The sequence below is a fragment of the Methylobacterium sp. TK31 genome, from assembly GCF_055361545.1.
Genome location: NZ_CM143964.1, coordinates 3326345 through 3347265, shown reverse-complemented (window position 1 = coordinate 3347265; position 20921 = coordinate 3326345). Strand labels below are relative to the sequence as shown.

The following is a 20921-nucleotide window of genomic DNA, read 5'->3' as shown; positions in this document are numbered from 1 at the left end:
TCGAAACCACATTTCATTCCCTGGTATATTGCATACAACGAATTTTGGTGCATGCTGACGCCATCGGTGCGAACAATCCGATCAAGAAGGAATTCGGGATGGAACGTCAGGACCCGCCGTCCGCCAAATGGTGGCAACTCGCCTTCGGCGTGCTGTGCATGGCGATGATCGCCAACCTCCAATACGGGTGGACGCTCTTTGTCGATCCGATCGACGCCAAGTTTCACTGGGGCCGTGCGGCGATCCAGTTCGCCTTCACCATCTTCGTCGCCACCGAAACCTGGCTCGTGCCGGTGGAGGCCTGGTTCGTCGACCGCTACGGCCCGCGCATCGTGGTCTGCTTCGGCGGCGTCATGATCGCCCTCGCGTGGTTCCTGAACGCCCACGCCGATTCCATCTTCCTGCTCTACGCGGCGGCCGTCATCGGCGGCATCGGAGCGGGATCGGTCTACGGCACCTGCGTCGGCAACGCCCTAAAATGGTTCCCCCATCGGCGCGGCCTCGCCGCCGGCGCCACCGCGGCCGGCTTCGGCGCCGGTGCCGCCGTCACCGTGATCCCGATCGCCAAGATGATCGCCACCAGCGGCTACCAGGACGCCTTCCTGTATTTCGGTCTGGGTCAGGGGGCCATCGTGGTCCTGCTGTCGTTCTTCCTGCGCAAGCCGTCCCTGGCGGTCCCGGTCCAGCGCAAGACCCTGCGCCTGCCCCAGGCCAAGGTCGACCGCACGCCGCGCGAGGTGGTCCGCACCCCCGTCTTCTGGCTGATGTACGTGATCTTCGTGATGGTGGCCTCCGGCGGCCTGATGGCGGCGGCGCAGATCGCCCCGATCGCCCACGACTTCAAGGTGGCGGACGTCCCCGTCAGCCTGTTCGGCCTTCAGATGGCGGCGCTCACCTTCGCGATCTCCCTCGACCGCATCTTCGACGGCTTCGGACGCCCGTTCTTCGGGTTCGTCTCGGACAACCTCGGGCGCGAGAACACGATGTTCATCGCCTTCTCGATCGCCGCCCTGGCGATCATCACCCTGCTGACCTACGGCACCAGCCCGCTGGTCTTCGTCTTCGCCACGGCGGTCTATTTCGGCGTCTTCGGGGAGATCTACTCGCTGTTCCCGGCCACCTGCGGCGACACCTTCGGCTCGAAATTCGCCACCACCAATGCCGGCCTGCTCTACACGGCCAAGGGGACCGCCTCGTTCCTGGTGCCGATCGCCAGCGTCATCTCGGCCAAGTACGGCTGGTCGGCGGTGTTCTCGATCATCATCGGGCTCAATGTCGTGGCGGCGATCCTGGCGATGTTCGTCCTGAAGCCCCTGCGCCTGCGCTTCCTCACCGACGAGCCCGTCGCGGCTCCGGTGGCGGCGCGACCGGCCCAGGCGGCCTGAGCGCAGCCGGGCGTCACACCCTCCGCCCGCAGCGTGTCCGCCGGCCCGACGCTCGCTCCACGGGGCGGGCCGGCGGAAAAACCGGATGTCCTGGTCGGCGCCATCCGCGCCGGTCGGGGGATCGACCCGACGATCCGGCCGACTTCGAGGTTGTCCATGAACATTGCGGCGGCACTCACCCTCCAGACGGTCCCCTTCGCGGGGATCGTCCTGGCCGGTCGAGACGATAGGGATCTCTTCGCGGTCGTGTATCTCGGCGCGGTCGGTCTGATCCTGACGCTGATCGTTCTCACCGGTGAAAGTCCCGGCTACGTCTCGTCCTTCGCCGCGGACATCGAGAGCCTGTCGATGAACTGATTGGTGCGCTGCGAAAACTTAGGCATCCGGGCGGTCTCGCGCCGATCATCTGTCCGGTGAGGTCTGCACGACCGACGGCCGAGCGATGCAGGAAGGACCGGTTCCGCGACGGCAGAGAGGGCGTTTACGGCCAGGCCTGCATTGCCTGCATGCGGGGTCTGTTGGATTTGGTATACCAGATGAAATGGTGCGGTGCCATATAAGGTTCAACGCAACCGCACCGGAACGCCTCAGATGATCGCTCTCCTCGTCGTCGCCGCCATCGCCCTGAACGTCTCGCTGGTCTTCGTGGCCGCCAACGTCCTGACGCCGAAGAACGGTCCGCTCTCCAATTCCGGCCGCTTCATCGCCAGCAACGAGAACGCTCCGTCGACCCTGCGCCTCGCCGCCTGAGGTCGTCGGACCGCCGGGCGCTCGCGCCCCGGTGGTACCCGGAAGAAGAGCCCGCCCGGCCAGGCCGCGGCGGGTTTTTTCGTGCCCGCCTATTCGCGCTTGATCACACGGTCCACCACGAGGTCCGACCAGAAACCGGGACGGAACGAGCGCTTCAGCGCCTCCGGGTCGTACTCGGTCTCGACCCAGGTCAGGAAGTCGAGGCCACGGGCTTCGCCCTCCTGGCGGTAGAGCGCGAAGAACGCATCGAGGATTCCGGTCTTGGCGAACCGGAAATGGCCGTAGCGGGCGGAGAGCTGGCCCATGGCCTCCGCCACCGGCAGGCCCTCGTGCAGGATGAGGTAGAGCGCCGCCGCGAGCCCGGCGCGGTCCGCCCCCGATTTGCAATGCATCATCGCCGGATACTCGACCCCGTCGAAGAACGCCTTGGCGGCCAGGATGGTCTCGCGCGAGGGCGCCTCCCGCGAGCGCAGCACGAATTCCACCAGGGTCAGGCCCTGGCGCTCGCAAGCCTCGCGCTGCAGGGGCCACGAGCCGTGCTCGCGCCCGCCGCGCAGGGAGATGACGGTTCGCACGCCCTGGCGCTTGAACCAGGCGAGCTGGTGCGGTGTCGGCTGGGCCGAGCGCCAGAGCTTGCCCGCGCCGATCCGATGCCGGTTCAGGTAGGCGAGGCGGAACACGCCGTGATCCACCAGCAGCATGTTCGCCCAGGCCTTGGCCCGCGAGACCGGGCCGGCGATCGGGCGCTCGAAGCGCGCGATCCGCGCCATGCGCCGGGCGTAGCGGGTCTCGTACGAGAGGAAGCGGTTGAACACGGGTGCGGCGGAACCGGTGGGAGGCGGGGGGAGCGGAGGCTGCTGATCTACCAGTGCGCGGCGGCTGCGGCAAACGGGCTGTGGAGTGCGGAGAGCAACCGGCATTTACCTTGCGTTACTCGCAAACGCCTTGTCTTCGCCCGGATCGTCACCTCCGATGCGGTGATCGACACCGATAGCGAACCGTCCATCGTCTTCATCGAGCGCGGGGATCCGTCATGCGTACGAGCACCACCAGCATCCGCCGCGCCCGTCCGGTCGACGCCGACCGCCTGGCGGATCTGTTCGACGAGACCTGGCGCGAGGCCTATCGGGGGATCATCCCCGGGGTCGCCCTCGAGCGGATGATCTCGCAGCGCAGCTCGCAATGGTGGCTCGGCGCCACCCAGCGCAGCCGCCCCCTCGTGGTGGTCGAGCAGGAGGGCAGCCTCGTCGGCTACGCGGTCTACGGACCCGCGCGGGGCCGCCTCCTCCAGGCACCCGGCGAGATCGACGAGCTCTACATCCGTCCGGCCTACCAGGGACTTGGCCTCGGCCGGCGCCTGTTCCGGGCCGTCTCCAACGACCTCGCCGACCATGGCCTCGTCCGCGTCGGGGTCTGGGCGCTGGAGGGCAACGACCGGGCCCGGACCTTCTATGCCGGGCTCGGCGGCGCCGAAATCGGCCATGCCGTCGACCGGATCGCCGGAACGGTTCTGCCCAAGGTCGGTTTCCGCTTCACCTGACGGCGCCGAAGCCGGGACCGCCCATGCGGTCCGGTCCGGCGGACCAGGCCTCGCGGCGAAGGGACGGGACCACGGATGAGCGTGACGGCAGCGGATTGGGACAGGCGGGTCACGGATCTCAGCGCCAAGCTGCCGGACCGCATCCGCCGGGCGGTGGACTGGCTGCGCGAGCCCTCCCGGTTCTGGGTCCGCCTCCTGGCGTCGATCCTCTTCATCCTCGGCGGCGTCTTCTCGATCCTGCCCATCCTCGGCCTGTGGATGCTGCCGGTCGGCCTCGCGCTCCTGAGCCAGGACGTGCCCGCCCTCAAGGTGCCCCTGGAGCACGCGGCGCGCTGGATCGAGCGGACCTTTCGGCGCCTCGCCGCCGCCTGGCGCCGGCGTTTCGGGCCCTCGGACCGGCCCTGAGGCGGCGCCCGACAATTTCGCACAAACGTCGCCCCCTGCCGCAAGGTACGATTTCCTTCGCGACGGAAGGGCCTTAAGAAACCCGGCAACGGGGCCGGAATGCCCCTGCTTGCGGGAGCACAGACATGATCATCGATGCGGTCTCGATCGGCAAGAATCCGCCGGACGACGTGAACGTCATCATCGAGGTGCCGATCGGTGGCGACCCGATCAAGTACGAGATGGACAAGGAGGCCGGCGCCCTGGTGGTCGACCGGTTCCTGTATACGGCGATGCACTACCCGGGCAATTACGGCTTCATCCCGCACACCCTGTCGGGCGACGGCGATCCCTGCGACGTGCTGGTGGCCAACACCCGCGCCATCGCCCCGGGCGCCATCATCAGCGCCCGTCCGATCGGCGTGCTGGTGATGGAGGACAATTCCGGCGAGGACGAGAAGATCATCGCCGTGCCGTCGCGCCACCTGACCATGCGCTACGACCGGATCGAGAACTACACCGACCTGCCCGACATCACGATCCACCAGATCCAGCACTTCTTCGAGCACTACAAGGATCTGGAGCCCGGCAAGTGGGTCAAGATCAAGCGCTGGGGCGGCAAGGACGAGGCGCACCGCCTCATCCTCGAGGGCATCGAGCGCGAGAAGGCCAACAAGGCCGCCAAGGGCAAGTAACCGCCCCGGAAACCGGGGAAGTAACCGCCCCGGAAATCTGGAAAACGAACGGCGGTCCTTCCATCGGGAAGGGCCGCCGTCTCGCGTTTCAGAGGGCCTCGCCGCGCATCAGGCGGGGCTGGGGGCCGCGCGCCGCCGCCGCCTCGCCGATGAACAGGCGCTTCAGGCCCGGCAGCCGGTCGACGAGACCGAGGCCGAGGTCGCGCGCCAGGCGCAGCGGCGTCGCGTCGTTCGAGAACAGGCGGTTGAGCCCGTCCGTGACCGCCCCCATCGCCACGGTGTCGAAGCGGCGCGCGCGCTCGTACTGCCTCAGCACGTCCGGGCTCCCGGGGTCGAGGCCGAGCCGAAGGGCGTCGGTGACCGCCTCCGCCAGCACCGCCGCCCCGGCGAGGCCGAGATTGAGCCCCTGGCCGGCGATGGGATGGATGACGTGCGCGGCATCGCCCAGGAGCGCGAGGCGCTCGCCGCGGAAGCTCCGGGCCATGCCGAAGGCGAGGGGATGGGCGCTCGGGCCCCGCTCCAGCGACAGGCGGCCGAGTGTCAGCCCGAAGCGGCGCTCGATCTCGGCCAGTGTTTCCTCCGGGACGCCGCCGGTCAGGGCCGGCACGTCGGCCGCCCGCTCCGTCCAGACGATGGAGGAGCGATGGCCGAGGGCGCCGCCGTCCACCAGGGGCAGGATGGCGAAGGGGCCGCTCGGCAGGAAGTGTTCGTAGGCCCGGCCCGCATGGTCGCGGGCGTGCCCGATCGTGGCGACGAGCCCCATCTGCGGATAGGACCAGCCGACCCAGCCGATCTTGGCCGCCTCGCGCAGGCGCGAGCGCGCCCCATCGGCCGCCACCAGGAGGGCGGCCTGCAGCACCCGGCCGTCGCCGAGGGCGAGGCGGATGGCGCCGCCGGCCGGAACGGCCTCGACGATGCCGACGGGCTCGAACACCACCCCGGCCGCCTCGGCCGCCGCCAGCAGCGCAGCCACCAGCGGCTCAGCCTCCACCATGTGGGCGAAGGGTGCGCCGGCTTCCGCCTCCTGCGCAAAGGTGAGGAAGACCGGCCGCACGGGATCGGAAAGCCGGCTGTCGCTCACCACCATGTCGTGGATCGGCTGGGCCGCCCGGCTCGCCGCGTCCCAGACGCCGAGGCGCTCGAGCATGCGCCGCCCGCCGGCCACCACCGCATAGGCCCGCCCGGCATGGCGCGCCGCGCCGGCGCCGAGGCCGGGATCGCACAGGGTGACGGTGAGCGCGGGCCCGTTCGCCTGCGCGAGCGCCAGGGCGAGGGTCAGGCCGGGAATGCCGGCGCCGGCGATGACCACGCTGCGTGAACTGCCGGGCTTCCTCGTTGCGTCCATGCCGATCCCCGCCCTCCGCGCTGCCGGAGTGGGAGTGCCATTCCCCGGCGCCGGGGGCAACGCGCGACGCCGGGCATCGAGCCCGCCGCATCGTCGCTGGCCGCGATCACGGTGAAGCCGGACGCGCGGGCCCTCGTGATCCGTGCCATCCCGATCCTTGCCAGCCCGATCCTTGCCAGCACGATGGTTCACATGTGAAGGATCGCCCGGGGCGCTGCGGCGACCACGCGGCCCGGGGATCGCCGGGCGACCAGGGAAGCGGCATGACCGGCATCGTCACCGAACTCCTCGACATCCTCGACCTGAAGAGCCTGGAGCCGGATCTCTTCCGGGGCGAGAGCCTGCAGACCGGCTGGTTCCGGGTCTTCGGCGGGCAGGTGGTGGCGCAGGCCCTGGTCGCGGCCGCCCGCACGGTGCCGGACACCCGGCCGCCCCATTCCCTGCACGCCTACTTCCTGCTCGGCGGAGATCCCACGGCGCCGATCGACTACGCGGTGGAGCGCATCCGCGACGGGCGCAGCTTCACCACCCGCCGCGTCGTCGCGCACCAGCATGGCCGGGCGATCTTCGCGATGTCGGTCTCCTTCCACGACGCGGAGGAGGGGGCCGCGCACCAGGCGGCCATGCCCGACGTGGCCCCGCCGGAGGATGTGCCGGAGGCACCGGCCGCCACCGCCGATGCCGCCCGGCACGGCCTCGCGATCCCCGCCCCGATCCTCTCGTATTTCGGGCGCCGCCGCCCGATCGAGCTGCGGCCCGTCGAGATCGAGCGCTACCTGCGCCGGGCCCCGCGCGAGCCGCGCTTCCACGTCTGGATGCGGGCCGTCGATCGTTTGCCCGACGATCCCGCGATCCACCGCGCCGTCCTGGCCTACGCCTCAGACATGACGCTCCTCGACGCGACCCTGATCCCGCACGGCCAGACCGTGTTCGACCCCGAGATCCAGTCGGCCAGCCTCGATCACGCCCTGTGGTTCCACCGACCCTTCCGGGCCGACGACTGGCTGCTCTACGCCCAGGACAGTCCGAGTGCCGAGGGCGCGCGAGGCTTCGCCCGCGGCCAGATCTTCACCCGCGACGGCACCCTGGTCGCCTCGGTGGCGCAGGAAGGCATGATCCGGCCGCGCCGTAACGTGGCCTGACGGGCTCCGGAACCCGATCGACGCCCGCCATGCATCCAATTTGCCCGTTTGATCGGCGCTCTGCCTAATTTGCGCGCAAACTTGGCCGGGAAAACGCTGCGTCTTGAATCAGCGCCCGGCCACTTCTTGGGCAGAACCGCCACCGGCGAAAAAGTTCCTCTGGCATAGTCCTTGAATATGGGGGGCGAACGCACGGGCCGGTCACGGTCCGTGCGGACCGGCCGGTCCGATCCTGTCGCGACGCTTGCGTGCGCCGGCCGGTGGCCTCCACGCGCGCAAGTCTCTCGTCTGCCTGTTTCTCGTCTGCCGAACTCAACTCGTACCGAAGGGGGCGTCGCCCATGAAAATCGTGATGGCCATCATCAAGCCGTTCAAGCTGGAGGAGGTGCGCGACGCTCTGACCGGCATCGGCGTTCACGGCCTCACCGTCACCGAGGTGAAGGGCTACGGTCGCCAGAAGGGCCACACCGAGATCTACCGCGGCGCCGAGTATGCCGTGAGCTTCCTGCCCAAGCTCAAGATCGAGGTGGCGGTGGCCTCCGACCTCACCGCCAGCGTCATCGACGCGATCGCGGCGGCCGCCCGCACGGGCCAGATCGGCGACGGCAAGATCTTCGTCGTGCCCCTCGAGAAGGCCGTCCGCATCCGCACCGGCGAGACCGACGTCGACGCCCTCTGAGGCGGCCCCCGACCGGACGCCCCCGTCCGGCCAGACCTGACATTTCCTCTTCACATCAGCATCGCACCGCGATCGGGAGTCTCGTTTCCATGAAGCTTCGCAATGCCCTGGCGCTCGGGCTGGGGGGCGCCGCGCTGGCGCTCCTGTTCATCGAGCCATCCCTCGCGCAGACGCCCACGGCGGAGGCCGTGCCGGCCGCCGCGAGCGCCGCGCCCGTCCCGAACAAGGGCGACACCGCCTGGATGCTCATCTCCAGCGCCCTGGTGCTGCTGATGGTGGTGCCCGGCCTCGCCCTGTTCTACGGCGGCCTCGTGCGCACCAAGAACATGCTCTCGGTGCTGACGCAGGTTTTCGCCATCGCCTGCATCTCCTGCCTCCTGTTCGTGATCTTCGGCTACAGCCTCGCCTTCACCAACGGCGGCGGCCTCAACGACTTCGTCGGCGGCCTGTCCAAGGCCTTCCTGAAGGGCATCGACGCGAACTCCACCGTCGCCACCTTCTCGAACGGCGTCGTGATCCCCGAATACGTCTACATCTGCTTCCAGATGACGTTCGCGATGATCACCCCGGCCCTCATCGTCGGCGCCTTCGCCGAGCGGATGAAGTTCTCGGCGCTGGTCGTGTTCATGATCCTCTGGACCACGCTGATCTACTTCCCGATGGCGCACATGGTCTGGTACTGGGGCGGCCCGGATGCCGTCGGCAACGCCGCCAAGGCGCTGGCCGCCGCCACCGACGACGCCTCGAAGGCGACCGCCCAGGCGGCCCTCGACGCCGTGAACGCCGATGCCGGCCTGCTCTTCAAGTGGGGCGCCCTCGACTTCGCCGGCGGCACCGTGGTGCACATCAACGCCGGCATCGCGGGCTTCGTCGGCTGCCTCATGCTCGGCAAGCGCATCGGCTACGGCCGTGACCTGCTCGCCCCGCACTCCCTGACCATGACCGCCATCGGCGCCTCGCTCCTCTGGGTGGGCTGGTTCGGCTTCAACGCCGGCTCGAACCTCGAGTCCAACGGCACCGCCGCCATGGCCATGCTGAACACCTTCGTGGCCACCGCCGCCGCAGCCCTCTCCTGGCTGTTCGTCGAGTGGATGCTGAAGGGCAAGCCGTCGCTCCTCGGCATGCTGTCGGGCGCCATCGCGGGCCTCGTGGCCGTCACCCCGGCCGCCGGTTTCGCCGGCCCGATGGGCTCGATCATCCTCGGCCTCGTCGCCGGCGCGGTCTGCTTCATCATGTGCTCCACGGTGAAGAACGCGCTTGGCTACGACGACTCCCTCGACGTCTTCGGCGTCCACTGCATCGGCGGCATCATCGGCGCCGTGGCCACCGGCCTGCTCGTCAACCCGGATTTCGGCGGCGTCGGCCTGCCGGACTACACCTCGAAGCCCGGTGAACTCGCGGTCGGCGCCTACGAGACCTCCGCCGCCCTCCTGAGCCAGCTCAAGGCCGTCGGTTTCACCATCGTCTGGTCGGGCGTCGGCTCCGCGATCCTGTACAAGCTCGTCGATCTCACCATCGGCCTGCGCGTCACCCAGGACGAGGAGCGCGAAGGCCTCGACATCGCCGATCACGGCGAGCGCGCCTACAACTACTGAAACGACCGCTTCGCCGAGGGCGCCCAGAACATCGGGTGCCCTCGGCCTCGGCACGGAAGGCCCCGGTCCTCGCGACCGGGGCCTTTCGCGTTTCGGGGACCGCCGGACCGCTGCGGTAGGGCTTGCGCCAGCGCTGTGGCCGCGGGGCAACAGCGTCGGAGTAACGCCGGCGTGAGCCGAGAACTGCCTAGAAAAGCTGCACTTGCTCGAAAGTTGATTTTGCCAAGAACAGGCGCTTTCCCCATCGTCCCGACAGAAGACAAATTGGGGGCTGTGGCAATGATGGGCAAGTCGGGAGCCGGCGCAGCGGCAGCTGTTCTACTGTTGAGCCTCGGTTGGATCCGGGCCGATGCGGCCGACCTCGCGGTTCCGAAGACCATGCCGGTCGAAGCCAAGGCTCCCGATCCGCTGATCGGCTTCGCATTCGGCGCGCGCTACCAGACCGACTATAATTTCCGCGGCATCTCGCAGTCGAATCTGCAGGGAAGCTATCAGACCTTTTTCGAAGCGCAGTATTTCGACAACCTCGCCTATACCGGCTTCGCGACCTACCAGACCCGCCTGCCGACCCGGGGCGACATGGAGTTCGACCTGGTGGCGGGTATCCGCCCGACCTTCGGCAAGTTCGCCTTCGACCTCGGCATCCTCTACTATTTCTACCCGCGCGAGCAGCGGATCTTCATCCCCGGCTCGGCGCCCGTCGGCCCGTTCCCAGCGACGCCCTTCACCACCGCGAACACCGACTACTACGAGGCCGCCGGCAAGGTTCTCTACACCGCCACCGACGAACTCACTCTCGGGGCGAACGTGTTCCACTCGCCGAACTTCCTCGGCACGCACGCGATCAGCACCTACGTTTCGGGCACCGCGGCCTACCTGTTGCCGGCAACCCTGTTCCCGTTCCTGCCCACGCCCTACGCGGGCGGCTTCTCGCTCTCCAGCGAGGTCGGCTACTTCTTCCTCGGCGCCGCCAAGTCCTCGGCGACCGGCATCAACCCGGTCACCGGACGCTTCAATTCGTTCGACCTGCCGAGCTACCTCTACGGCAATGTCGGCCTGTCCTACACCTACAAGAACGTCATCCTCGACGTGCGCTACCACAACACCGACCTCAACAAGGTCCAGTGCGCGGCCGTCACCGGCGACTTCCGCCAGCTCGGCAATGGCGGCGTCTCGAAGTGGTGCGGCGATGCCGTAATCGGCTCGATCACCTTCCAGGCCTCCACCGCCGCCCCCGGGATCTTCGCCGAGCCCGGCGGTCTCCCGAACCTGTTCCGCTGATCCTCTCCACGGGGATTCCGGGGCGACCCGGGCCCCTCCGGCCGACACCCTGCCCGCGCGACGATGGGCGGGGGCGGGGCGTCGCTTTGGCTTTCCCGGGTTTGGCGCTCCGCCGGCTTGGAAGGAAAGTCTCAACCTTAGCCGCCCGTTAACTTCGCCGACGCTACCGTCACCGGACAGTTCCCCATCGTGTCTGGTACCGCATGCGCTCGCTTCGCCGTTCCGCATCGCCCTACGATACTTTCGTCGACAGCTTTCGCCCCTTCCTGGCCAAGCGGATGACGGAGTTGGGCGGTCTCGTGCTGTTTGCCGGTGCCACCGCGCTGACGGTCGCCCTGGCGACGTGGTCGATCGACGATCCGAGCCTGAACCACGCCACCGACCATCCGGCCCACAACGTGCTCGGCACCGGCGGCGCCGTCGTGTCCGACCTGGCGATGCAGCTCCTCGGCCTCGGCTCCCTGGCCTTCGTGCTGCCCCCGGCGCTCTGGGGCATCCAGCTGATGCGCTCGCGGATGCTGCCCCGCGGCGGCCTGCGCCTCACCCTCTGGATCATCGGCTTCTTCGCCGCGAGCGCGGTGGCGAGCGCATTACCCTCCACGGCGCGCTGGCCGCTACCCACCGGCCTCGGCGGCGTCGCCGGCGACGCGCTGATGCATGCCGCCCGCACGATGCTCGGCATCGTCGCGACGCCGCTGCTCGCCTTCGCGGGCTTTCTCTTCGCCGGCGTCGCCATCCTGTGCCTGACCGGGGCGTGCCGGGTCGGCGAGGTCGATGAGGAGGATCTCGACGCCTACGATGCCCCGCCGGCCCCGGCGCGCCAGCCGGCACGCGGCCGTCCGGATGCCAGCCAGGACGGACGCTACGAGGACGACGAGCCGAGCCTCGGCATCGTCTCCCTCGGTGCGATGGCCCAGGCCGTGATGGGCGGACGCGCGGCCCTGGCGGCGCGCATCGCCGATTGGCGCGCCGAGCGCGCGGCGGCCGCCACCGCGCTCGCCTATGCGGGGGCCTCGCCGGCCCTGGCCGCGCAGCGCGCCTTCGCGGCGCCCGAGGATGCCCCCTGGGCGACGCACGCCCCCGACGCCCGGACGGCGCCGTCCGATGGCCGGCGCGAGCCGGTCTTCGACGCGCCGCCCCAGGCTCCGGCCGCCGCACGGCGCCCGCTGCCCCCGGTGCATCACGAGGACGAGGAGGCCGACGAGGCGGACGATTTCGAGGCTCCGCCCGCCGAGGCCGTGGCACCGGCCCGTTCGCGCGTGGCGCCTGCCGCTCCGCCGCCGGTCCCGGCCGCCGCCCGCCAGGCGGCACCGCCCCAGCCCCAGAATGCCGAGAACTACCGGCACCCCGCCCTGGAGCTTCTCGCCGACGCGCCGCGCCTGCCCGCCTCGAGCCAGATCTCGTCCGAGGCCCTGGAGCAGAACGCCACCCTGCTCGAGGCCACCCTCAGCGATTTCGGCGTGCGCGGCGACATCCTGGCGGTGCGCCCCGGCCCGGTGGTGACCCTCTACGAGCTGGAGCCGGCGCCCGGCACCAAGTCGAGCCGCGTGATCTCGCTCGCCGACGACATCGCCCGCTCGATGTCGGCGGTCTCCGCCCGCGTCGCCGTGGTGCCGGGCCGCAACGCCATCGGCATCGAGCTGCCGAATGCCCGACGCGAGACCGTGTACCTGCGCGAGCTCCTCGCCTCGGCCGATTTCGCGGAGACGAAGCAGAGCCTCGCCCTGTGCCTCGGCAAGAACATCGGCGGCGAGCCGATCATCGCGGACCTGGCCAAGATGCCCCACCTGCTGGTGGCCGGCACGACGGGCTCGGGCAAGTCGGTGGCCATCAACACGATGATCCTGTCGCTCCTCTACCGGATGAAGCCGGAGGAGTGCCGCCTGATCATGGTCGATCCGAAGATGCTGGAACTCTCCGTCTACGACGGCATCCCGCACCTGCTCTCCCCCGTCGTCACGGATCCGAAGAAGGCGGTCATCGCCCTCAAATGGGCAGTGCGCGAGATGGAGGAGCGCTACAAGAAGATGTCGAAGGTCGGTGTGCGCAACATCGACGGCTTCAACGCCCGCCTCGCCGAGGCGCGCGGGCGCGGCGAGATTCTGACCCGGACCGTGCAGACGGGCTTCGACCGCGAGACCGGCGAGGCCGTCTACGAGACGGAGGAGATGGACCTCTCGGCGCTGCCCTACATCGTGATCGTGGTCGACGAGATGGCCGACCTGATGATGGTGGCGGGCAAGGACATCGAGGGGGCGATCCAGCGCCTGGCTCAGATGGCGCGCGCGGCCGGCATCCACCTGATCATGGCGACCCAGCGTCCCTCGGTCGACGTGATCACGGGCACGATCAAGGCCAACTTCCCGACCCGGATCTCCTTCCAGGTGACGAGCAAGATCGACAGCCGCACGATCCTGGGCGAGATGGGCGCCGAGCAGCTGCTGGGCCAGGGCGACATGCTGTTCATGGCCGGCGGCGGGCGCACCACCCGCGTGCACGGGCCGTTCTGCTCGGATTCAGAGGTCGAGAGCGTGGTCGCCCACCTCAAGCGCCAGGGCCGGCCCTCCTACCTCGAGGCCGTCACGGCGGAGGAGGACGCCGCCTCGAGCGCCAAGGGCGGCGCCGACGAGATCGAGGTGGACGGCGCGGTCTTCGACCAGGGCAGCTTCGGCGAGGCCGGCGGCGACCTCTACGACCAGGCCGTGCAGGTGGTGCTGCGGGACAAGAAGGCCTCGACGAGCTACATCCAGCGCCGCCTGCAGATCGGCTACAACCGCGCCGCCTCCCTGATGGAGAAGATGGAGATCGAGGGCATCGTCGGCCCGGCCAACCATGCCGGCAAGCGCGAGATCCTGATCGAGGCGGATTCGCACCACGGCTGAGGCGCTTGGCAGCGCCCGGCCTACGCCACCGTTCCGAACCGATAGGTCGTGGTCGCCCGGAACGGCGCGTCCGGCCGCAGGACGGAACTGGGAAAGGCCGGGTGGTTCGGTGCGTCCGGGAAGCCCTGCGCCTCGAAGCAGACCGCGTCGCCCGCCCGGTAGAGCCCGCCGCCGGAGCCCGTCACCGTCCCGTCGAGCATGTTGGCGGTGTAGAGCTGCAGCCCCGGCTGGGTCGTCGCCACGGTGAGGCAGCGCCCGCTCTCCGGATCGACGGCCCGGGCCACCTCCCGGAGGCTGCCGTCGCCCCCGAGCACGTAGGTGTGGTCGTAGCCGTGGGCGAGCGCGAGCTGCGGATGCGCCGTCCGGATGCGCGCCCCCAGCGCCGTCGGCGTGCGGAAGTCGAAGGGGGTGCCGGCCACGGGCAGCACCGCACCCGTGGGGATCTGCTCGGCATCCGTCTCCAGCACCGCCTCCGCCGCGACGGTGACGACGTGGCCGAGGGCCGAGCCCGCGCCCTCGCCGGCGAGGTTGAAGTAGCTGTGGTTGGTCAGGTTGAGGATCGTTGGCCGGTCGGTGACGGCGGCATACGCGATGGCGAGGGTGCCGTCCGCCTCCAGCCGGTAGGTCACGGTGACGTCGAGGTTGCCCGGAAAACCCTGCTCGCCGTCGGGGGAGCGGTAGGCCAGGGTCAGGCTCGCCGCATCGGCGGCCTCGACCCGCCAGATCCGGCGGTCGAATCCCTCCGGTCCGCCATGCATGGTGTTGCGGCCCTCGTTCCGTGGCAGCCGGTAGACCTGCCCGTCGAGGCTGAAGCGGCCGCCGGCGATCCGGTTGGCGTAGCGCCCGATCAGCGCCCCGAAATGCGCGTCGCTGGCGGCGTAGCCGGCCAGATTGGCGGCGCCGAGGACGACGTTGGCGACCCGGCCCGTCCGGTCCGGCACCTCGACCCGGCTGACGATGCCGCCGTAATCGAGGATCTGCACCCGCAGGTCACCCCGCGCGAGGGTGTGGCGGGTCACCGCCGCGCCGTCCGCGGTGGTTCCGAAAGGCTCTGTCCGCATCGAGGTTCGCATCCCGCTCCGGCCGGCTCAACGCGCGGCGGGCGGATCGGTCCCGTCAGGCCGGCACGGCCGCGTCCTCGGCATCCCCGGAAAGCTGCATCCGGTGGAGCCGGGCATAGGCGTCGCCGGTCGCCACCAGGGCCTCGTGCCGGCCGGTCTCGACGATGCGTCCGCTCTCCATCACGACGATGCAGTCGGCGTCGCGCACGGTGGAGAGGCGATGGGCGATGACCAGGGTGGTGCGGCCCCGCATCAGGCGCAGGAGCGCGTCCTGGACGAGGCGCTCGGACTCGGAATCGAGGGCACTGGTCGCTTCGTCGAGAAGGAGGATCGGCGCGTCCTTGAGGAAGGCGCGGGCGAGGGAGATGCGCTGGCGCTCGCCCCCCGAGAGGCGCCCACCCGAAGGCCCGACGGGGAAGTCGTAGCCGTCCGGCAGGCGGCTGATGAAGCCGTGCGCCGCGGCCGCCTCGGCCGCCGCCTCGATCTCGGCCCGGGTCGCCCCCGGCCGGCCGAAGCCGATATTGGCCGCGATGGTGTCGTCGAATAGGACCACGTCCTGCGAGACCACCGCCACCGCCGCGCGCAGGGAGGCGAGGGAGATACCGCGGATATCCTGCCCGTCGATGAGCACCGCACCCTCGGTGACGTCGTAGAGGCGCGGCACGAGGTTGAGGAGGGACGACTTGCCCGAGCCCGAGCGGCCGACCAGCGCCACCGTGGCCCCGGCCGGAACGGTGAGGTCGATGCCCTCCAGGGCTGGCGCGTCGGCCCGGTAGCGGAAGCGCACGCCGGTGAAGCGGATCTCGCCGCCGGTCACCTGGAGCGGCCGGGCATCCGGCGCGTCACGGATCTGCGGCGCCTCGTCCATCAGGGCGAAGTAGCGCTGCAGCGCCGCACCCGCCTCCTGCAGGATCGCGTTGAGGGTGCCGAGCGTCCGGATCGGCTGGGAGGCCAGCAGCAGCGCCGTGACGTAGCCGGTGAAGTCGCCGACCGTGCGGTCGCCCGAGGTCACGCGCTGGCCGACCAGGGCCAGAACCGCGGCGACCGCGAAGCCGCCGCCGATCTCGAGGAGCGGGTCGAGGCGGCCGCGGGCATTGGCGGCCTTCATCTTGAGCCGGCGCACCTCGTCGAAGGCGCCCTGCGCCCGGCCCTTGAGGTAGCCCTCCAGGGCGTAGGTCTTGGCAATGCGTGCGCCCTGCAGGCTCTCGGTGATCAGGCTGGCGGTCAGGCCCATTCGTTCCTGGGTCGCGGTCGAGACCCGGCGCAGCTTCTTGCCGACCCGGCCGATGGGCCCGGCCACGAACGGCACCACCACGCCGGCCACCAGGGTGAGGAGCGGGTCCATCCAGACCAGGGCCGCCACCAGGGCGATCAGCATGGCGATGTCGCGCAGGAGCACGGTGGAGATGCGGGTCAGGGCCTCCTTGATGAAGGCGAAATCCGTGGTGAAGCGCTGCGTGAACGCCGCCGGGCTCTCGCGCCCGAGCTGGGCGAGGTCGGATTCGATGAGGTGCCCGTACAGGGCCGCCTGCATGTCGGCCTCGACGCGGGTGACGACCCGGTTGGTCAGGACGTTCTGGCCGAACAGCGCGAAGCCGCGGATCGACGTGATCGCGATGACGATCACCGGGCCGTAGGCGAGGGCGGCCATGTCCTTGCGGTCGAAGGCGTCGAAGGCGAGCTTGATCAGGGTCGGGTACAGGCCCGTCGCCGCGCCGACGACGGCGATGAGGACCAGGACCACCGCGAGCGTCGCCCGGTGCGGCCGCAGCCATTCCCGCCAGACCCGGCCGAGGAGGGGGAGGATGTCGCTCTTGGGAAGCGCCCGTCGCGCCATCTGATCCGCTCTTTCCGGTGTCCGTGCCCGCCCGAGGGCGCCCGGGCCGTGACTGCCGGGGGTGTTTGCGTCCGCATCCCGGCGAGATCAAGGGAAACACACGGGGACCGGCCTTGCCCGCCGCCGGACCCGAGGCCCATTCTCGGGCTTGGAAATGTGATAATGTTACAGTAGAGCCGACGGGTTCACCGAAAGGATCGCCCCCGATGCCGTTCCGGCTGCCGCGCCTGCCCGTCGCCCTCGTGCTTCTCCTCGGCCTTCTCGGGCCGGTCTCGGCGGCGGAGGCCAAGCTCCGCGCGGTGGCGAGCTTCTCGATCCTGGCCGACCTCGTCGCTCAGGTCGGCGGCGACCGGGTCGAGGTGACGTCCCTGGTCCAGCCGAACGCCGACGCCCACGGCTATGCGCCGGCGCCGAGCGACGCCCGCACCCTGGCCGACGCCAAGCTCGTGGTGGTCAACGGTCTCGGGCTGGAGGGATGGATCGACCGCCTGATCAAGGCCTCGGGCACGAAGGCGCCGGTCGTCGTCGCCTCCGCCGGGGTCAAGCCGATCGAGGCGGAGGACGACGATCACGGCCATGGCCACGACCAGGGCGGGTCCGGCCACGCGCACGGCCATCACGACGATCCCCATGCCTGGCAGAGCATCGCCAATGCGCGGATCTACGTCGCCAACATCCGCGACGCCCTGGTACGGATCGACCCGGACAACGCCGCGGCCTATGCGGACAACGCCAAGGCCTACCTCGCCACCCTCGATGCCCTCGACGCCGAGGTGCGCACGGCGATCGCCGCGATCCCGAAGGCCCAGCGCCGGATCATCACGACCCACGACGCCTTCGGCTACTTCACTGCCGCCTACGGCCTCACCTTCATCGCGCCGCAGGGGGTGTCGACGGACAGCGAGGCGAGCCCGCGCGACGTCGCCCGCATCATCCGCCAGATCCGCCAGGAGAAGATCCCGGCGGTGTTCCTGGAGAACATCAGCGACCCGCGCCTGATGCAGCAGATCGCCCGCGAGAGCGGGGCCGCCATCGGCGGCAAGGTCTTCTCGGACGCCCTCTCGGGGCCCGACGGGCCGGCGCCGACCTACGTGGCGATGATGCGCAACAACCTCGCGGCCTTCACGTCGGCGCTCGCCAAGCGTTGAAGCCGACGCCTCATACAGTTTCCGGCCGAATCGCTCGGGTTCTGGCGCGGGTCCCCTCTCCTGGAAGGAGAGGGAGCGCGTCGCGCACAGGCTGACCGAAGCCATCATCCGGAAACCGTATCAGCTCCCTGTCATGGGGGGGCGATGGCTGAGGCTTGCGCCTCAGCCCCCCGTCATCGGCGGGAAGAACGCGACCTCGGAAGCGCCCGCGATGGGCGCGTCGGGCTTGGCGTGGACCCGGTCGATCGCCGCGCGCACGATGCCGGTGGTCTCGAAGGCGTAGGCGTATTCCTCGCCCCGGCCGCGCAGCCAGTCGACGAGGTCCGCGACCGTGACGATCCCGGCAGGAAGGTCGACGGTCTCCTCGGCCTTGCCGACGCGCTCGCGCACCCAGGCGAAATAGACGAGCTTCATCGCGTGGTGTCCCTCAACGCGGGTCGTCGATCACGTGCTTGATGCCGGCGCGCAGGTAGTCCCAGCCGGTGTAGAGCGTCAGCGCGGCGGCGATCCAGAGCAGGACGGTTCCGGCCCGGATCGTGCCCGGCAGGATGGTTTCCCCGGCCGGGCCGGCGACGAGGAAGCCGATGGCGATCAGCTGCACGGTGGTCTTCCACTTGGCGACCTTGCTCACCGGCACGCCGACCTTGAGCTCGGCGAGATACTCGCGCAGGCCCGAGACCAGGATCTCCCGGCACAGGATCACGATCGCAGCCCAGAGCGTCCAGCCCACGATGGTGTTGTCCGCGGCGAGCATCAGGAGGCAGGCGGCCACCAGCAGCTTGTCGGCGATGGGGTCGAGCATCCGCCCGAGGGCCGAGCTCTGGTCGTAGGTCCGCGCCACGTAGCCGTCGAGGTAGTCGGTGATCGCCGCCAGGATGTAGACCGCCAGGGCGCCGAAGCGCGCGCTCGGCTCGTTGGGCCAGTACAGCAGCGCGACGACCACGGGCACCGCCACGAGCCGCCCGTAGGTGAGGCAGTTCGCGAGCGTCCAGGCTGGCGACCGGCGGCGGGTGAGGACGGGATTCATCGCAGGCGTGAAACCATGTGCGGCGGTGGGGGTCAACCGCTCCGGCCCGCCGATATCCTCACGCATGGGTGTGGAAGAAGTCGTACACGGCCCGGGCCGTGGCGGCGTTGACCCCGGGGGTCTTCGCCAGATCCTCGAACGCCGCCCGCTGAATCGCCTTCACGGTACCGAAATGATGCAGCAGCGCGCGCTTGCGGCTCGGCCCGATCCCGGCGATCTCGTCCAGGGGATTCTTGACCATTTCGCGCTTGCGCTTGGCCCGGTGGCTGCCGATGGCGAAGCGGTGCGCCTCGTCGCGCAGGCGCTGCACGAAGTAGAGGGTCGGGTCGCGCGGGGGCAGCTTGAAGGGCGGCCGGCCGGGCACGAAGAAGGTCTCGCGCCCCGCGTCGCGGTCCCGGCCCTTGGCGATGCCCACCAGGGCGACGTCGGTGACGCCGATCTCCTCCAGGGCGGTGCGGGCGGCGTCGAGCTGACCCTTGCCGCCGTCGATCAGCACGAGGTCGGGCCAGGCCGGCAGGGTGTCGCTCTCGGGCGGCGCCTCGGCGACGGGCTCCTGCGCACCGCCCTCGCTCGCGGCGATGGCGGCCTCGCGCGCCGTGCGCGGGTTCTCCTTCACCAGGCGCTTGAAGCGGCGCTGCAGCACCTCGCGCATCATCCCGTAATCGTCACCCGGGGTCAGCTCCTCCGACTTGATGTTGAAGGTGCGGTAATGCTGCTTGGCGAAGCCCGTCGGCCCGGCCACGATCATGCCGCCGACGGCGTTCGTGCCCATGATGTGCGAGTTGTCGTAGACCTCGATCCGGCGGGGCGCGCCGGAGAGCCCGAAGGACTGGCCGAGGGCGACCAGCAGCTTGCCCTGCGAGGCGGTGTCGGCGAGGCGCCGGCCGAGGGCCTCCTTGGCGTTGCGCTGGGCGTACTCGACGAGGTTCTTGCGCTCGCCGCGCTGGGGCTGGTGGATCTCGACCCGGTAGTCGGTGCGGCTCGACAGGGCGGCGGCCAGCAGCTCGGCATCCTCGATGGCGTGCGAGACCAGGACGCTGCGCGGCGCCGGCTTGTCGTCGTAGAACTGGCCGATGAACGAGGCCAGCACCTCGTCCGGCGTCATGGTGCGGTCGGCCTTGGGGAAATAGGCGCGGTTGCCCCAGTTCTGGAAGTTGCGGAAGAAGAACACCTCGATGCAGAACTGGCCGGCCTGCTCGTCGAGGGCGAAGACGTCCGCCTCCTCGACGCCCTGGGTGTTGACGCCCTGCGTGCCCTGGATCGCCGACAGGGCCGCGATGCGGTCGCGGAACCGGGCCGCGCGCTCGAACTCCATCTTCTCCGAGGCGTCCTGCATCTCCTCGCGCATGCGGTCCTTCACCGCGTTCGACTTGCCCGCCAGGAAGCTCTTGGCGCTGTCGGCCAGCGCCCGGTAGTCGGCGAGGTCGATCTCGCCGGTGCAGGGGCCGGAGCAGCGCTTGATCTGATAGAGCAGGCAGGGCCGGGAGCGGTTCTCGTAGTAGCTATCGGTGCAGGTGCGCAGCAGGAAAGCCCGCTGCAGGGCGTTCACCGTGCGGTTCACCGCCCAGACGCTGGCGAAGGGGCCGTAATAGCTGCCCTTCCGGCGCCGGGCGCCGCGATGCTTGATGATTTGCGGCGCTTCCGAATCGGCCGTGACGAGGATGTAGGGGAACGACTTGTCGTCCCGCATCAGCACGTTGAAGCGCGGCTTCAGCTGCTTGATGAGGTTGGCCTCGAGCAGCAGCGCCTCGGTCTCGGTGGCGGTGGTGACGAATTCCATCGCCGCCGTCTGCGAGATCATGCGGGCGATGCGGTTGGAATGCGCCTGGCCGCGGGCATAGGAGCCGACGCGCGCCTTCAGGTTCTTGGCCTTGCCGACGTAGAGCACGTCGCCCTTGTCGTCGAACATCCGGTAGACGCCCGGCGAGGTCGGCAGGGTGGTCCAGAACCGCCGGATCACCTCGGTGCCGGCCTTGACCGCGCCCTCCTCGAAATCGAAGTCGATCTCGGGGGCGTCGTCGGCCTGGGCGTGGTCCTGCGCGTCGTCGGCGGAATCTTCCTCGCGGAAGCCGTCCTGCAGGAAGCCGTCCTGATCGTCGAAGCCGTCAGGCGGCAGGTCCTGCGCGGAACGGTCTTTCGAGGCGTGGTCTTTCGCGGGCGCGCGGCTCAT

Annotated in this window: 19 protein-coding genes; 12 read left to right on the top strand and 7 right to left on the bottom strand. The window is 69.8% G+C overall.

Annotated elements, in window-relative coordinates:
- The first annotated feature begins 98 nt into the window (after window positions 1-98).
- The 3 genes from oxlT (at window position 99) to ACXJY8_RS15535 (ending at window position 2135) form a co-directional block, all read left to right on the top strand.
- The gene (oxlT, locus tag ACXJY8_RS15545; protein WP_463770392.1) at window positions 99-1385 is read left to right on the top strand and encodes an oxalate/formate MFS antiporter; all 1287 of its coding nucleotides are present in this window, start codon (window positions 99-101) and stop codon (window positions 1383-1385) included.
- 156 nt (window positions 1386-1541) lie between these two features.
- Window positions 1542-1742, top strand: coding sequence for a hypothetical protein (locus ACXJY8_RS15540; RefSeq protein WP_463770390.1), 201 nt, complete (start codon window positions 1542-1544; stop codon window positions 1740-1742).
- 234 nt (window positions 1743-1976) lie between these two features.
- A complete protein-coding gene (locus tag ACXJY8_RS15535; protein WP_463770388.1) occupies window positions 1977-2135 on the top strand; it encodes a hypothetical protein in 159 nt (52 codons plus the stop codon).
- Window positions 2136-2224: 89 nt separating this feature from the next.
- Here ACXJY8_RS15535 and ACXJY8_RS15530 read toward each other — a convergent pair whose 3' ends face one another.
- Complete coding sequence (locus tag ACXJY8_RS15530) at window positions 2225-2950, bottom strand: fused DSP-PTPase phosphatase/NAD kinase-like protein (protein WP_463770386.1); 726 nt, start codon at window positions 2948-2950, stop codon at window positions 2225-2227.
- 218 nt (window positions 2951-3168) lie between these two features.
- Between ACXJY8_RS15530 and ACXJY8_RS15525 the strand changes: the two genes are divergently transcribed.
- From ACXJY8_RS15525 to ppa, 3 genes are all read left to right on the top strand, one after another.
- Complete coding sequence (locus ACXJY8_RS15525; protein ID WP_463770384.1) at window positions 3169-3675, top strand: GNAT family N-acetyltransferase; 507 nt, start codon at window positions 3169-3171, stop codon at window positions 3673-3675.
- A gap of 75 nt (window positions 3676-3750) precedes the next feature.
- Complete coding sequence (locus tag ACXJY8_RS15520) at window positions 3751-4080, top strand: hypothetical protein (RefSeq protein ID WP_463770382.1); 330 nt, start codon at window positions 3751-3753, stop codon at window positions 4078-4080.
- Between the two features lie 125 nt (window positions 4081-4205).
- Complete coding sequence (gene ppa, locus ACXJY8_RS15515; protein WP_056270831.1) at window positions 4206-4754, top strand: inorganic diphosphatase; 549 nt, start codon at window positions 4206-4208, stop codon at window positions 4752-4754.
- A gap of 88 nt (window positions 4755-4842) precedes the next feature.
- Here the strand turns inward: ppa and ACXJY8_RS15510 are convergent, their stop codons facing one another.
- Window positions 4843-6099 carry an FAD-dependent monooxygenase gene (locus ACXJY8_RS15510; protein ID WP_463770380.1) on the bottom strand — a complete coding sequence of 419 codons (1257 nt, stop codon included), beginning with the start codon at window positions 6097-6099 and terminating at the stop codon, window positions 4843-4845.
- A 263-nt stretch (window positions 6100-6362) separates the two neighbouring features.
- Here ACXJY8_RS15510 and tesB point away from each other — a divergent pair, with 263 nt between their 5' ends.
- From tesB to ACXJY8_RS15485, 5 genes are all read left to right on the top strand, one after another.
- Window positions 6363-7241 carry an acyl-CoA thioesterase II gene (tesB, locus tag ACXJY8_RS15505; protein ID WP_463770378.1) on the top strand — a complete coding sequence of 293 codons (879 nt, stop codon included), beginning with the start codon at window positions 6363-6365 and terminating at the stop codon, window positions 7239-7241.
- A 340-nt stretch (window positions 7242-7581) separates the two neighbouring features.
- Window positions 7582-7920, top strand: coding sequence for a P-II family nitrogen regulator (locus ACXJY8_RS15500; protein WP_056467014.1), 339 nt, complete (start codon window positions 7582-7584; stop codon window positions 7918-7920).
- A gap of 89 nt (window positions 7921-8009) precedes the next feature.
- On the top strand, window positions 8010-9515 hold the full coding sequence (locus ACXJY8_RS15495; protein WP_463770375.1) for an ammonium transporter: 1506 nt from the start codon (window positions 8010-8012) through the stop codon (window positions 9513-9515).
- Between the two features lie 324 nt (window positions 9516-9839).
- Window positions 9840-10796: a TorF family putative porin gene (locus ACXJY8_RS15490; protein WP_463770373.1), complete on the top strand. Its 957-nt coding sequence runs from the start codon at window positions 9840-9842 to the stop codon at window positions 10794-10796.
- 203 nt (window positions 10797-10999) lie between these two features.
- On the top strand, window positions 11000-13678 hold the full coding sequence (locus tag ACXJY8_RS15485) for a DNA translocase FtsK (RefSeq protein ID WP_463770372.1): 2679 nt from the start codon (window positions 11000-11002) through the stop codon (window positions 13676-13678).
- 20 nt (window positions 13679-13698) lie between these two features.
- Here ACXJY8_RS15485 and ACXJY8_RS15480 read toward each other — a convergent pair whose 3' ends face one another.
- Both ACXJY8_RS15480 and ACXJY8_RS15475 read right to left on the bottom strand, forming a co-directional pair.
- Window positions 13699-14739 (bottom strand): aldose epimerase family protein, encoded by a 1041-nt coding sequence (locus tag ACXJY8_RS15480; RefSeq protein ID WP_463770370.1) that lies wholly within the window; start codon window positions 14737-14739, stop codon window positions 13699-13701.
- A 55-nt stretch (window positions 14740-14794) separates the two neighbouring features.
- Window positions 14795-16576, bottom strand: a complete 1782-nt coding sequence (locus ACXJY8_RS15475) for an ABC transporter ATP-binding protein (protein ID WP_463770368.1) — start codon at window positions 16574-16576, stop codon at window positions 14795-14797.
- A 206-nt stretch (window positions 16577-16782) separates the two neighbouring features.
- Between ACXJY8_RS15475 and ACXJY8_RS15470 the strand changes: the two genes are divergently transcribed.
- Window positions 16783-17724, top strand: a complete 942-nt coding sequence (locus ACXJY8_RS15470) for a metal ABC transporter substrate-binding protein (RefSeq protein ID WP_463770366.1) — start codon at window positions 16783-16785, stop codon at window positions 17722-17724.
- Window positions 17725-17886: 162 nt separating this feature from the next.
- Here the strand turns inward: ACXJY8_RS15470 and moaD are convergent, their stop codons facing one another.
- The 3 genes from moaD to uvrC are packed head-to-tail and all read right to left on the bottom strand — an operon-like array spanning window position 17887 to window position 20921.
- Window positions 17887-18138: a molybdopterin converting factor subunit 1 gene (moaD, locus tag ACXJY8_RS15465; RefSeq protein ID WP_463770364.1), complete on the bottom strand. Its 252-nt coding sequence runs from the start codon at window positions 18136-18138 to the stop codon at window positions 17887-17889.
- Between the two features lie 13 nt (window positions 18139-18151).
- Window positions 18152-18751, bottom strand: a complete 600-nt coding sequence (pgsA, locus tag ACXJY8_RS15460) for a CDP-diacylglycerol--glycerol-3-phosphate 3-phosphatidyltransferase (protein ID WP_463780678.1) — start codon at window positions 18749-18751, stop codon at window positions 18152-18154.
- Between the two features lie 58 nt (window positions 18752-18809).
- A complete protein-coding gene (gene uvrC / locus ACXJY8_RS15455; protein ID WP_463770362.1) occupies window positions 18810-20921 on the bottom strand; it encodes an excinuclease ABC subunit UvrC in 2112 nt (703 codons plus the stop codon).